We start from the raw sequence: 12598 nt of genomic DNA, 5'->3' as shown, positions 1-12598 counted from the left end.
ATCAGAACAACTCTTCGGTATCCGGGAGTTGCTCTTCAAATGGTGTACTTGACCCGGTATCCAGCACGTATTTACTCGGTGCTGTGCCCCGTTCAAAATATTCAAAGCGGCTGGTGTGATCGTTACGCTCACTCAGTAATCCGGTTTTCAGATCGATACGCACAGACACCAGACCCGGAGGTGGGTCGATTGGTGCCAGGGGTTCGTTTTCTAACGCTGCGCGCATAAATTGCACCCAGCCTGGTAGCGCAGAGGTAGCCCCGGCTTCGGCACCAACCACTTGTTGCTTACCCAGGTTGGCATTGTACGCAGCACGGCCCAGTGATTTACCCGGGTCATCGAATCCAACCCATACGGTGGTCAATACGTTGCGGTTAAAGCCCGTAAACCAGGTATCGACAGAATTGTTCGTGGTTCCTGTTTTCCCTGCCAGATCCTTACGTTTAAGTGCCTGGGCACGCCAGCCGGTGCCACTCCAGCCGGTTTTGTGTTTCCAGCTGCCGCCTCCCCAGACTACGCTTTTCATTGCATCTGCGATTAAAAAGGCATTTTGCTCCGAGATGATCCGCGGTGCACAAGTGTATTGATCCACTTCCCACTCATCCTCAGTACACACTTTCAGTGGCTGTGCCGCGCCCAACACATTGCCGTAACTGTCGGTGAGCTTTTCGATAAAGTAGGTTTCGACCAGGTGGCCCCCATTGGCAAAGGCACTCATGCCTCGTGCCATTTCAAGCGGCGTCAGTGAAGCACTCCCCAGAGCTAATGACTCACTGCGTACGATGTCTTCATTATCAAAGCCAAACTTAAGAATATGGTCGGCCGCTTCGTTGAGCCCCATGCCTCTCAATAGCCGCACCGACACCACGTTTTTTGACTGAGCGAGTGCGCGGCGGATACGGATTGGGCCGCTGTAAACGTCGGGACTGTTCTTGGGACGCCAGGCCACGCCCATACTTTTATCCCAGTGATTAATGGGAGCATCATTGATGATGGTCGATAGGGTATAACCGGCTTCCAGTGCGCCTGAATAAATGAAAGGCTTGATGTTAGAGCCAACCTGGCGCTTGGCCTGAACGGCACGGTTATATTGACTTTGCTGGAAGCTGTAGCCACCCACTAAGGCTTTGATACGACCACTTTGTGGGTCGAGAGAAACCAGTGCACTAGCCGGTTGTGGCAGCTGGCTTAGCAGCCAGTCCTGAGTTGTTTCACGTACCCAGATTTGCATGCCAGGCGCCAGAATGTCGCTTGCGAGTTTGGGTGGCAATCCCTGACGGCGTTCTGTGATATACGCGCGTGCCCATTTTAATCCAGACCAGGGCACAGTGATCTCAGCGCCATTCTTTAACATGACGGTTGCGCTTTGCTCGTCAACTGCGGTTACAACTCCGGCACGCAAAGGGTCTATTTCTTTGACCGTCTGGAGCTTTTCCAGGATCTGAGGGGGTGACCAGGGTAATTCTTCTGCCTGCCAGTATTGTGCCTCAGGTCCGCGGAAGCCGTGTCGCATATCATAGGCGTGCAGGTTGTCGATTAGTGCTTGTTGTGCCGCTGCCTGAATATCTGATTCGACCGTGGTGTAGACCTTAAAGCCTGAGTTATAGGCCTGATCTTCACCATAGGTCTTCACCATGTACGCGCGCACCATTTCTGATATGTAAGGCGCATAGAGCTCTATTTCTGCACCATGGCGTTTGGCGGTGATGGGCGCCTGAGTGGCTTCGTTGTATTGAACCTGAGAGATATAACCCTCGGTAAGCATTCTGCCCAGTACCACATTACGGCGTAATTTTGCCCGTTGCGGATTGCGGATAGGGTTAAGTGCTGAAGGGGCTTTGGGTAAACCAGCCAGCATCGCCATTTGTGGCAATGTGAGTTCATGAAGTTCTTTACCATAGTAAACCTGCGCCGCGGCGCCAATGCCAAAAGCACGGTGGCCGAGTTCTATTTTATTCAGGTAAAGCTCCAGAATTTCATCTTTATTCAGTAGCCGCTCGATATGCAGGGCGATGAAGATTTCTTTCACTTTGCGAATATAGGCTTTTTCCCGGGTCAGGAAGAAATTTCGTGCCAACTGCATGGTGATGGTACTGGCACCTTGTTTTTTCTCACCTGTGCTGACCAGTACGATAAAGGAACGGACTATGCCTATCGGGTCGATGCCGAAATGATCATAAAAGCGGTTATCTTCTGTTGCCAAAAAGGCTTTGAGCAAAGGTTCGGGAATATCGTCGATTTTAACCGGAATACGGCGCTTCTCGCCAAACTGATTGATCAGCTTGCCGTCGCGGGTAAAGACCTGCATTGGGGTTTGCAGCTGTACATCTTTTAAAACCTTAACACTGGGAATGTCGGATTTAACATAGTAATAAAGGCCGAACAGGGTAAGCAGGCCCAGTGTCGTGCAAAGCAGTATAAGTTGTAGTAATCTTTTTAATAAATTCACGAATTTATCCCTAGCGAGACTCCCAATTACAATCGGACGCTGTTAGTATATCCTGATTAAAAAACGATTAATAATTTTTGCGTAAATTACTTTGTGCCTGATTAAGGCGCATGGGAGTGTGGCCGAAAGTTGGCAGGTAGTATAACGCTTTTCGCCAAACCGTACCTAAATGACTAAACTCTTAATTAAGACAGTACTGTATTCTGGATACTTGGGCTAATCGCATGCTGCGTCAATTCTTAAAAAAACAAGCACCCATGATGGTCGGGGTAGACATAGGGTCACACTGTGTAAAAGCCGTTTTGCTGGCTGAATCGAGTGCCGGATATCGGGTAGAAGCTGTGGCCATTGAACCTTTACCTAAAGGCGCGATGAAAGAGCGAGCGATTCAGGACATTGAAGCGGTCGGTAAAGTCATCAGTAAAATTCGCAAGCGTCTGCCTAAAACCACGCATTTCGCTGCCGTTGCCGTATCAGGACAAACGGTCATCACCAAAATGATCTTCATGGATGTATCCTTAAGCGATGCTGAACTAGAATCGCAAATTGCCATTGAGGCTGACAGTCTGATCCCCTATCCACTTGATGAAGTGAGTCTGGACTTTGAAAAGTTAACGGTGAATGAAGCGGATCCGTCTAAAGTCAATGTGCTGCTGTCTGCGGCAAGAACTGAAAGTGTTCAGGCGCGGGTCAGCGCGTTAGAAGAAGCGGGTTTAAAAGCCAAAGTGGTGGATGTTGAAAGCTATGCACTGGCGCGTTCTGTGGACGTTTTATATGGCCAGTTACCTTCGGATGCCTATGATAAAGTCGTGGGTATCATAGATATAGGGGCAGTGGTGACTTTGGTCAGCGTTGTGCAGTCAGGCAAAACTTTGTACACCCGAGATCAGGTATTTGGGGGCGAGCAGTATACGAATAGCATTGTAGCCTATTATAACAAGAGTTTTGATCAGGCTGAGCTGGCAAAAACCACCGGAGATCTGCCGCCAAATTACACCTTTGAGGTATTGGCACCGTTTCAAACTTCGTTGCTTCAGCAAGTGCGTCGTGCATTGCAAATGTTTATGACGACCAGCGGTCAGGAGCAGGTTGACTATATTGTTCTGACAGGCGGCACTGCTCAGGTTGAAGGGCTTGATCGTCTGCTGGTGGATGAGCTTGGTGTTCATGCGATTGTGGCGGATCCGTTTGCAAATATGGAAATTGCACCGAAAGTAGACAGAGGTGTACTGAGCAACCACAGAGCACAGTTTGCCATTGCTACCGGTCTGGCATTGAGGAGCTTTTCATCATGCCACATATAAATTTACTGCCCTGGCGGGAACAACAGCGGCAAGCTTCTCAACAAAAATTCCTGACCATTCTGGGAGTGATTGTTGCCGCTAGCCTGGCGCTGATGTACGGGATCGGGGCGTTTTACGATACGCTTAGAGAAGGGCAGGAAATAAAGAATCGCTACCTCTCAAGTGAAATAAGAAAATTGGATAAGCGGATTGGCGAGATACAGGGACTCAATCAGCAAAAAGAAAACCTGCAACGTCGTATCCGCTTGATTGAAGAGCTGCAAAGTAATCGTAACTTGGGCACTCAGCTGATTGACGAAGTCGCGCGCGTGGTCCCTGCGGGTGTTTATCTGACCAGCCTGGAGCGTCAGCAAAACATGATAAAAGTGATTGGACGCAGTGAATCGAATAACCGTTTATCGCAAATGCTGCGGGCGGTTGAGTCATCCTATTTGCTACGAGATCCGGTGTTACAGGGCATTGTTGCCGGGGAGCGTGAAGAACGCTTGCTGAGTAACTTTACGATGAACTTTTACGTTAAAACGTTCGCACAAATGGAAAAAGAGCGCGCAGAATTAGCGCAGACCAAGCAGGCGGGGAACTAGGCCATGAAATTTGACCTGAAGTCGCTGCAGGAGATCGACTGGAACGAGATTGAACTGGACAATATTGGCGAATGGCCAATGCCAGTCAAAGCCATTTGTTGTGTACTGGTTGTGGTTGTGATGCTGGTGATCGGCTACAGCATGTTAGTGTCTGCGTCCGTGGCAAATTTTGAGCATGCAGTGAAAGAAGAAGAAGACTTGCGCACCAGTTATCGGATCAAATATGGTCGCGCGAATAACCTGGAGCTGTATCGTCAGCAAATGAAGGATATGGAAGCGCAGTTTTCTCAGCTGTTAAGAAAGTTGCCGACTTCAAACGAAACGCCGGGACTGCTTGACGATTTGACCTATGTGGGGACATCGAGCGGACTGACCTTTTTAAAAATTGGCTGGCTGCCCGAAGTGAAAAAAGAGTTTTACACTGAGCTACCTATCAATCTTGAGGTGGTCGGGACATACCATGAGTTTGGCGAGTTTGTCAGCAAAGTGGCGCAACTGCCAAGGATCGTGAGTTTGCACGATTTTCGAATTGAAGGGGCTGGTAATAATCAGTTGGTATTCAGTGTGGTGGCAAAAACCTATCGCTATGAGCAGGAGGCTGATTAATGAGGCATCTGTTCATCGTGCTGCCGCTGGCATTGCTCGCAGCGTGTAATGATAATACCGCAGAACAAAAAGAATTTATCGATCGGGTGCAGGCCAACGCAACACCGAGCATAGATCCTATGCCCGAAATGGCACAGTTTGAGCACTTTCCCTACAGTGCGGGTAAATTACGCAGTCCTTTTGTGGCACCGCAACCGGAAGTCATTGAAAGTCGACTGGTACAAGTAAAAAACTGTCTGCATCCAGACCCGAATCGACCACGAGATCCCTTAGAAAAATACGCTTTAGATAACCTGATTATGAAAGGAACCATTACTCGGGGAGAGACAATTTGGGCGTTGATCCGTGCTGGCGAGCAGGGCTTGTTCAGAATAAAGAAAAACGAATATATGGGCTTGTACCACGGTAAAGTTGTCAGTGTACAGGCCGACCATCTCGAACTGATGGAGCTGATCCCGGATGGGACAGGGTGTTGGAAAGAGCGCTTGAGCAAAGTCGAAATGGTGGAAGCCGAGGACGTCGGTGCCGGTGAATAATAAAAAGGTGAAAATATGATTGCGCGCGACGGGATCAAATACGTTGTGAAAACGCTGATGGGCGGCATTTTAATGGGTACTGCGCTGTTCTCTCATGCGATGCCAATGCTGTACGATGTTCGTTACAACCCGGTGCCAACCGGCGAAACAGAGTTGCAGCTTGTTTTTGATGAAAAACTGACCATTGAACCAAAAGTGCAGGTAATGAACGAGCCCGCACGTATTGAGCTGTTTTTTCCTGATGCTGAGTTCGAGGAAAGCCTGGAATTACTTAAAGTAAACAAGGCTGGCATTGAACAGATCCAGAGCAGAATGGAAAATGGCGGCTTTGTGCTCAGTGTGCAAATGAAAACCCTCAAACTGTATCGTACCGAGGTAAAGAACAACCTGGTTTACGTTAAGGTTTCTGATCAGCCTATTCCGGTTGCCAGCGATGATGCACAGGCAGATACACTGCACAGTGCGATGAATCGGATCCAGAATATTGACTTCAGGCGCACAGAAAAAGGCGCGGCGCAGATCCTGGCATTTCTGGACTCCAGCCAGGCAGCAATAGATGTACAGGAACGGGGCGGGCAGATCTTTGCTGACTTTCATCACATCGATATCCCTGATGAGTTACTGTATGAACTTGACGTGGTGGATTTTGGCACTGTTGTAAGCACGGTAGAAACGTTCCGGGAAGAAGGCAAGAGCCGGCTGGTGATAATGCCCAATGGGGCATTTAAATTCAATTATCAGCAACTGGATAACATTTTTACGCTGACAGTCGAAAAAGACGACCAGGAATTCTCTTACACAGACAAGAAAAACTATCAGGGCCAGCCGATCACGCTGAACTTTCAGGACATTCCTATTCGCTCAGTGCTACAGATCATTGCCGATACCAATAACTTTAACCTGGTCACGAGTGACTCAGTAACCGGGAATATTACGCTACGTCTGGACGGCGTTCCCTGGGATCAGGCATTAGATGTGGTGTTACGGGTTAAAGGGCTGGACAAGCGGATGGAAGGCGCCATCTTAATGGTGGCACCGTCTGAGGAGTTGGCAGCCAGAGAAGCGAAAGAATTGCAGGCGAAACGGCAGGTCGAGGAACTTGAACCTTTATATAGCGAGTATATTCAACTCAATTATGCCAAAGCTGAGGAGTTTGCTGATCTGCTAAAAACAGATGAAAACTCGATCATCAGCTTGCGCGGCAGTGTATCGGTTGATAAGCGGACCAATACCTTATTGATCAAGGATACATCACGCAGCATTGAGAATGTCAGACGCATGGTTGAGACGCTGGATGTGCCAGTTAAGCAGGTACGTATCGAGTCTCGTATGGTGACGGTATCTGATAATGTTCAGGAAGATTTAGGGATCCGCTGGGGGTTTAGTGACCAACAAGGCACCGATGCGATTTCGGGCACTCTGGAAGCCACCAATAAGCTCTCCGGTGGCACTATCCCTGACTTGACCGAGCGTTTGAACGTGAATCTGCCGGTGCAAAACCCTGCAGGCAGCTTAGGCATGCACATTGCCAAATTGTCAGATGGGACTTTAATAGACTTGGAACTGTCAGCGCTGGAGCAGGAAAATAAGGGTGAAATCATCGCAACACCGAGTATCACGACTGCAAACCAGAAAACGGCACGCATTGAGCAAGGTACCGAAATCCCGTATGTGGAATCAGCCTCAAGTGGTGCGTCAACTGTGCAGTTTAAAAAAGCGGTGTTGAGTTTAGAGGTGACACCACAAATTACACCAGATAATAAAATTATTTTGGATCTTGTCATAACGCAGGATACGCGAGGTGATACAGTGCAAACAGCCAATGGCCCGGCGGTAGCAATCAACACGCAACGGATCCAAACACAGGTATTGGTAGAAAACGGTCAGACAGTCGTGTTGGGTGGTATTTACCAGCAGGAAATGACCAATGCGGTGAGCAAGGTGCCTGTACTAGGTGATGTGCCTTATTTAGGTGTCTTATTTAGGAACACTCGAGAAATCAACGAAAAGAGAGAGTTACTGATTTTTGTGACGCCTAAGATCATGCATGACTCGCTCTAGTCTGACTAAAATAATAATAATGGGCGTGAAAGTTGCCTTTTGACTTGAAATCACGCATTGAATGCTGAGATAATCCCCTCCTTAATTTTGGGGCCAGGTCGTTAGGCGGGGTTTTATTTCAAATTTTAGAGTTCGTTTGTACTAAAAAGATATGGCTGAGAAACGTAATATATTTCTGGTAGGCCCAATGGGGGCTGGTAAGAGCACGATTGGTCGTCACATTGCGGACCAATTACATCTGGAGTTCTTCGATTCAGATCAAGAAATCGAGCGCCGTACAGGGGCCGATATCTCCTGGGTGTTCGATATTGAAGGGGAAGAAGGGTTTCGTCGTCGCGAAGAGACCGTGATTTCTGATCTTACCGAAAAGCAAGGCATCGTATTGGCTACTGGCGGCGGCTCAGTCATCAGTAAAGAGGTACGTAACAAGCTATCTGCGCGTGGTATTGTGGTCTATCTTGAGACTCCAATTGAAAAGCAAGTAGCACGTACACAGCGCGATAAGCGTCGTCCTTTGCTACAAACAGAAGAAGATTCACGCGACGTATTAGTGCGTCTGGCAAACGAACGTGAACCGCTTTATAAAGAAGTAGCGGATCACGTTGTACGCACAGATGAGCAAAGCGCCAAAGTGGTGGCGAATCAAATTATTGAGAAGTTAGATTTCTAAACATGTAGGCTAGATAGGAGGTGACAGCACATGCTTGAATTAAAAGTCGATTTAAACGAGCGTAGCTATCCTATCTATATTGGCCAAGATCTTCTCTCCGATAAGGGGCGGTTATTGCAGCATATTGGCAATGCGCGCCCCGTCATCATTAGCAACGAGACGGTTGCACCTCTGTATCTCGACAGTTTACTAATGCAGTTGGATGGCACAAACCCACTTCATTTCTGTATTCCTGATGGTGAGCAGTACAAAACACTTGAGTGGTTTGAGCGCGTTAATGCATTCTTACTTGAGCATAATTGTGGCCGGGATACTTGCCTGATCGCCTTAGGTGGTGGTGTCGTGGGTGATTTGACCGGATTTGTTGCGGCGTGTTATCAACGCGGTGTGCCATTTATTCAGATCCCCACAACCTTGCTATCTCAGGTCGATTCATCGGTTGGTGGCAAAACGGCTGTCAATCACCCGCTAGGCAAAAACATGATAGGCGCTTTCTATCAGCCTAAAGCGGTGTTTATTGATACCAACACGCTACAAAGCCTGCCACCTAGAGAGTTTGCCGCTGGTATGGCTGAAGTGATCAAATATGGTCTGATCTACGACAAAGCCTTCCTGACTGTGCTTGAGCACAATAGCAGGGCATTACAAAGCCTGGACACCGAGTTGCTGATGCAAGTGATCCACCGCTGTTGTGCTATTAAGGCCGAGATTGTGGCGCAAGACGAGAAGGAAGCAGGCCTGCGTGCGCTGCTTAATTTGGGGCATACGTTTGGTCATGCCATTGAAGCGCAGATGGGCTATGGTGTTTGGTTACATGGTGAGGCAGTCGCTGCGGGCATGATGCTTGCTGCCCGATTGGCGCAGTCAAGAGGTGCGTTGACAGACATTGAAGTGGCGCGAATTGCTGCGTTGCTGGAAATGTATCAACTGCCGATTGCAGCGCCAGAGTCTATGACAACGGCACAGTTTATTTCCCACATGCGTAAAGATAAGAAAAACAAGCAAGGTAAGATCCGCTTTATCATACCAACTTCGCTTGGCGAATGTCAGTTGGTGGACGACGTATCTGATGACACCTTAGGCCAGCTAATAGGGCACTGATGCAGTCGCAAATTTTACCGAGTCGGGCTGCCCTGGTCGACCGGATTGCAATGCAGTTTGAGTATGGGCAGAATCTTATATGCCTGGTTGGCAATTCCGGATTAGGTAAAAGCTATCTGGCTGAGTCTTTCATCACAGATAAATACCCTGAATTTAATAAAGCCTTTGTAAAGCTCAGCGCGCATACCAAAGACACCGAACTGGTTCAGCAATTACTAGAGAACAGTTTTCGCGCTCCTCTGGTTGATCATAAGTTGTCATTGAGTGAGAATTTTTTTGTTCTGTACAATGAACAACCCTGTGGCCCGTCTCTGTGGGTGATTGATGGTGCACGTCACCTCAGTGATGAACTTATCCAGGAACTTCAGTTGCTGGCGAAAAAAGCACCTGATACCTTATATATTTTGACTACAGGACAAGCGCCAAAGATATTACCCGAGGCGCTGGATATTCACCTGGAACCCTTATCATTAATGGAAAGTCGTCGTCTGATGGCAATGTTCTTTCAAGAGCTTCCGCCGCAAGAAGATCCGATTTTCTCCACTTTTTTAAATGAGTCAGGTGGCAACCCCAGTATTTTGCTGGAATGGCAGCAAAATCAGCATCAACTGACGCTCAAGTCTGAACGAACAATAAGCCGTCGACAACTACGTGGATTTTTGGGGGCATTTATTGCGATTGGTATATTATCGCTGGTAGCGGTAGTGTATCAAAAAGACTGGGCGGACCTATTGCGCATGCAACAGGATGTTGAAAAAGCAGCTGTTACCGAACTACCGCAGCCGACGGTGCTGACAACTCAAGAGGTGTTGTCCGAGGCTGAGCAGCCTGAACCTCAAACACCAGCCGAAGAAAGAGAGCATACTCAGAGCATGAGTCAGCATGATGTGAAGTCCATACTGAATGCTTTAACTCTGAGTGATACGGATCAGGGTACAGGTCAGAGTGTGGTCCCTGCACAACAAAAGGAAGGTGATATAACACCCGTACCAGACTTGCAAAGTACCGCTGATGTGCCAGCTGTTGCGCAGGCGCTTTCAGAGCAGGGAGCTCCCAATGACACCGCACAGCCAGTTATAGAAAACCAGGCACAGAAGCCAGACCCCACAGTTAAACCAGTACAGGTTGCAAATGATGCGCAACCACAGACTAAATCTGACAATGACTGGTTTATGACTCAGGACAGCAACGCATGGACAATTCAGTTACTTGCTGTCACAGATCATACTGTAGCACGCCGGTATATCGAACAGCATAATTTGTCACAGATCCGAACTGCACAGGTGGTGCGTGCCGGGAAAGACTGGTGGTTTGTGACGGTAGCACCCTTTGCGACCTTAGATGAGGCGAAACAGGCACGGGCTAATTTACCGGAAGCGGTATTAGCAGGGCAGCCGTTTTTTAAACGTATCGTGCAAATTAAGCAACAAATCCAACAGTCACAAACACAAAAATAGTGTAGAATCGCGCTACTTTGGGGTAACTAGTCAGATCATGCAAAAAAAAACCAGAGCTTTTCTAAAATGGGCAGGTGGAAAATACGCCTTGGTGGAAGATATTACCAAGCGCTTGCAAGCCGCAAATGAAGAGGCCGAAACTCTGGTGGAGCCCTTTGTTGGGGCCGGTTCTGTCTTTCTCAACAGCCACTTTAAGCACTATATACTCAATGACATCAATGCGGATCTGATTAACCTGTACAAAGAGCTGCAACGCACACCGGATGAGTTCATCAGTGATGCCAAAAAGCTGTTTGTGGATCTGAATAACCATTCCGATGCGTATTATGCGTATCGTCAGCAATTTAATGAAAGTGTCGACGTATATGAACGAGCTATTCTGTTTTTATATATGAATCGCCATGGATACAATGGTTTATGCCGCTACAATCTGAAGGGCATTTTCAATGTGCCGTTCGGTAAATACAAACGTCCCTATTTCCCGGAAAACGAACTGTACTTTTTTTCAGAAAAAGCACAGCAGGCCACATTTACCTGCCTGAGTTATGAGCAGGTTTTTAAACGTATCCCAGACAAAGCTGTGGTGTACTGTGATCCACCCTATGTGCCATTAAGCAAAACCGCTTCATTTACTGCTTATGCTAAAGGCGGGTTCAACCTGGATGATCAGGCGCAACTTGCAAACCTGGCGGAGACTGCCGCATTTGAGCAGCATACTCCTGTGCTTATTTCCAACCACGACACTGTGCTGACACGCAAAATATATAGCCAAGCTAAACTGGATGTGATCCAGGTAAAGCGGACCATTAGCCCGAAAGGCACAGGCCGGAACCGGGTTGATGAGCTAATGGCTTTGTATCACGACTAATACCAATTTCACTTAATACCTGCTCTATTTGAAGGAGCAAATATGACGCTAACGGCGTTAAAAATTTCTCATTTAGAACAACTAAATAGCAAAATTTTTGCCTCGCCTATATGGACATAGGTGCCTCAGCGATAGCAGGACACGGGAGCGGTGTTATCGACCCTATTTTATTGCCTCAAAATAGAACACTAATTAAGCAAATTGGTATAACCCTTCAGCATTTACAGGTTTATGGCTGCGACAGCACCACTGAATTGACAAACCAAGCTAACACCAGCACCAGTAAAATAACAAAGCACACGGCGAGAAAGGCAAAGGGCCAAAAGTGTTTCTGGTTGAAGTCGATGCGATATTTGGCCTGACTCTGCACTCCAAACATCGCAGCAAGTACACTCTGAATGAGTATAAAGAATCGTTCTGTCACGGCGTCCCGGCTCCTGTCTGAACTAAGATACCGATCAGTATAGTGTACAAATACAAACTCGCCTTAGCTAAGTGTACTTGTACTGAATTAAAATTGTGAAAACTGACTTGAAGTCTGCTCGTCATCTGAACCAAGTAACAGTTCAAGCAGATCCAGGTAATGGAATTGCCCGTTACTACTGCCGCCAGTAAGCCAGGCGTACCAGCTGGTGTGTGATTCCAGCTTGCATGCATTGGCTTGCGCATGCTGACTCACTTGAGTTGTAGAACATTGACACGAGTGGTGTTTTGCGATTAAGGCATCATCGCCGCTGAACGAAAACACGCCAGCAGACAAGACTACAGCAGCCGTAAGCAAAAGCGTCCGTGTTTTTAGCTGACCTAACATAACCATATCCCCAGTGAATAGTTATCTATAAATAGTACACTATGAGTGATTATTAAACAATCGCTTTGTCTTGCAAAAGTTGCAATTGCTCGCAAATGAGATTACTACGAGCGCCCAACAATCAGGTGTTTTTAACGCTAAGATAGGTTAC

Annotated in this window: 12 protein-coding genes; 9 read left to right on the top strand and 3 right to left on the bottom strand. The window is 47.6% G+C overall.

What is annotated here, in order from left to right; genetic code table 11:
• Position 1 precedes the first annotated feature (1 nt).
• Entirely contained in the window at positions 2-2449 is a 2448-nt protein-coding gene (locus NH568_RS15860; RefSeq protein WP_253048698.1) for a penicillin-binding protein 1A, read from the bottom strand.
• Positions 2450-2673: 224 nt separating this feature from the next.
• On the opposite strand from NH568_RS15860, the gene NH568_RS15855 reads away from it, so the two are divergent.
• From NH568_RS15855 to NH568_RS15815, 9 genes are all read left to right on the top strand, one after another.
• Positions 2674-3753, top strand: coding sequence for a pilus assembly protein PilM (locus tag NH568_RS15855; RefSeq protein WP_138545873.1), 1080 nt, complete (start codon positions 2674-2676; stop codon positions 3751-3753).
• Positions 3741-4337 carry a PilN domain-containing protein gene (locus NH568_RS15850; RefSeq protein ID WP_253048696.1) on the top strand — a complete coding sequence of 199 codons (597 nt, stop codon included), beginning with the start codon at positions 3741-3743 and terminating at the stop codon, positions 4335-4337. Before NH568_RS15855 ends, NH568_RS15850 begins: the two co-directional genes overlap by 13 nt.
• A gap of 3 nt (positions 4338-4340) precedes the next feature.
• On the top strand, positions 4341-4943 hold the full coding sequence (locus NH568_RS15845; RefSeq protein WP_253048694.1) for a type 4a pilus biogenesis protein PilO: 603 nt from the start codon (positions 4341-4343) through the stop codon (positions 4941-4943).
• Positions 4943-5479: a pilus assembly protein PilP gene (locus tag NH568_RS15840; protein WP_253048692.1), complete on the top strand. Its 537-nt coding sequence runs from the start codon at positions 4943-4945 to the stop codon at positions 5477-5479. The genes NH568_RS15845 and NH568_RS15840 overlap by 1 nt, the downstream gene beginning before the upstream one ends.
• A 57-nt stretch (positions 5480-5536) precedes the next feature.
• The gene (locus NH568_RS15835) at positions 5537-7540 is read left to right on the top strand and encodes a type IV pilus secretin PilQ family protein (protein WP_253048784.1); all 2004 of its coding nucleotides are present in this window, start codon (positions 5537-5539) and stop codon (positions 7538-7540) included.
• 151 nt (positions 7541-7691) lie between these two features.
• Positions 7692-8210, top strand: coding sequence for a shikimate kinase AroK (aroK, locus tag NH568_RS15830; protein WP_046004932.1), 519 nt, complete (start codon positions 7692-7694; stop codon positions 8208-8210).
• Positions 8211-8240: 30 nt separating this feature from the next.
• On the top strand, positions 8241-9311 hold the full coding sequence (gene aroB / locus NH568_RS15825) for a 3-dehydroquinate synthase (RefSeq protein ID WP_253048690.1): 1071 nt from the start codon (positions 8241-8243) through the stop codon (positions 9309-9311).
• Positions 9311-10768 carry an AAA family ATPase gene (locus tag NH568_RS15820; protein WP_253048688.1) on the top strand — a complete coding sequence of 486 codons (1458 nt, stop codon included), beginning with the start codon at positions 9311-9313 and terminating at the stop codon, positions 10766-10768. The genes aroB and NH568_RS15820 overlap by 1 nt, the downstream gene beginning before the upstream one ends.
• A gap of 37 nt (positions 10769-10805) precedes the next feature.
• Complete coding sequence (locus tag NH568_RS15815) at positions 10806-11636, top strand: Dam family site-specific DNA-(adenine-N6)-methyltransferase (RefSeq protein ID WP_054016962.1); 831 nt, start codon at positions 10806-10808, stop codon at positions 11634-11636.
• 229 nt (positions 11637-11865) lie between these two features.
• Here NH568_RS15815 and NH568_RS15810 read toward each other — a convergent pair whose 3' ends face one another.
• Positions 11866-12060, bottom strand: coding sequence for a DUF2970 domain-containing protein (locus NH568_RS15810; protein WP_253048686.1), 195 nt, complete (start codon positions 12058-12060; stop codon positions 11866-11868).
• Positions 12061-12147: 87 nt separating this feature from the next.
• Positions 12148-12447, bottom strand: coding sequence for a hypothetical protein (locus tag NH568_RS15805; protein ID WP_253048684.1), 300 nt, complete (start codon positions 12445-12447; stop codon positions 12148-12150).
• Positions 12448-12598 lie beyond the last annotated feature (151 nt).

It is taken from the genome of Pseudoalteromonas sp. XMcav2-N (assembly GCF_024124545.1).
Taxonomy (GTDB): domain Bacteria; phylum Pseudomonadota; class Gammaproteobacteria; order Enterobacterales; family Alteromonadaceae; genus Pseudoalteromonas.
Note: the sequence above shows the minus strand (reverse complement) of the source record. Positions and strands in the feature narration are given on the sequence as shown.

Excerpts from the sequence above, each read along its gene's own strand:
- NH568_RS15855 (WP_138545873.1), top strand. The coding sequence starts at position 2,674 with ATGCTGCGTCAATTCTTAAAAAAACAAGCACCCATGATGGTCGGGGTA.
- NH568_RS15850 (WP_253048696.1), top strand. The coding sequence starts at position 3,741 with ATGCCACATATAAATTTACTGCCCTGGCGGGAACAACAGCGGCAAGCT.
- NH568_RS15845 (WP_253048694.1), top strand. The coding sequence starts at position 4,341 with ATGAAATTTGACCTGAAGTCGCTGCAGGAGATCGACTGGAACGAGATT.
- NH568_RS15840 (WP_253048692.1), top strand. The coding sequence starts at position 4,943 with ATGAGGCATCTGTTCATCGTGCTGCCGCTGGCATTGCTCGCAGCGTGT.
- NH568_RS15835 (WP_253048784.1), top strand. The coding sequence starts at position 5,537 with ATGGGCGGCATTTTAATGGGTACTGCGCTGTTCTCTCATGCGATGCCA.
- aroK (WP_046004932.1), top strand. The coding sequence starts at position 7,692 with ATGGCTGAGAAACGTAATATATTTCTGGTAGGCCCAATGGGGGCTGGT.
- aroB (WP_253048690.1), top strand. The coding sequence starts at position 8,241 with ATGCTTGAATTAAAAGTCGATTTAAACGAGCGTAGCTATCCTATCTAT.
- NH568_RS15820 (WP_253048688.1), top strand. The coding sequence starts at position 9,311 with ATGCAGTCGCAAATTTTACCGAGTCGGGCTGCCCTGGTCGACCGGATT.
- NH568_RS15815 (WP_054016962.1), top strand. The coding sequence starts at position 10,806 with ATGCAAAAAAAAACCAGAGCTTTTCTAAAATGGGCAGGTGGAAAATAC.
- NH568_RS15805 (WP_253048684.1), bottom strand. The coding sequence starts at position 12,447 with ATGTTAGGTCAGCTAAAAACACGGACGCTTTTGCTTACGGCTGCTGTA.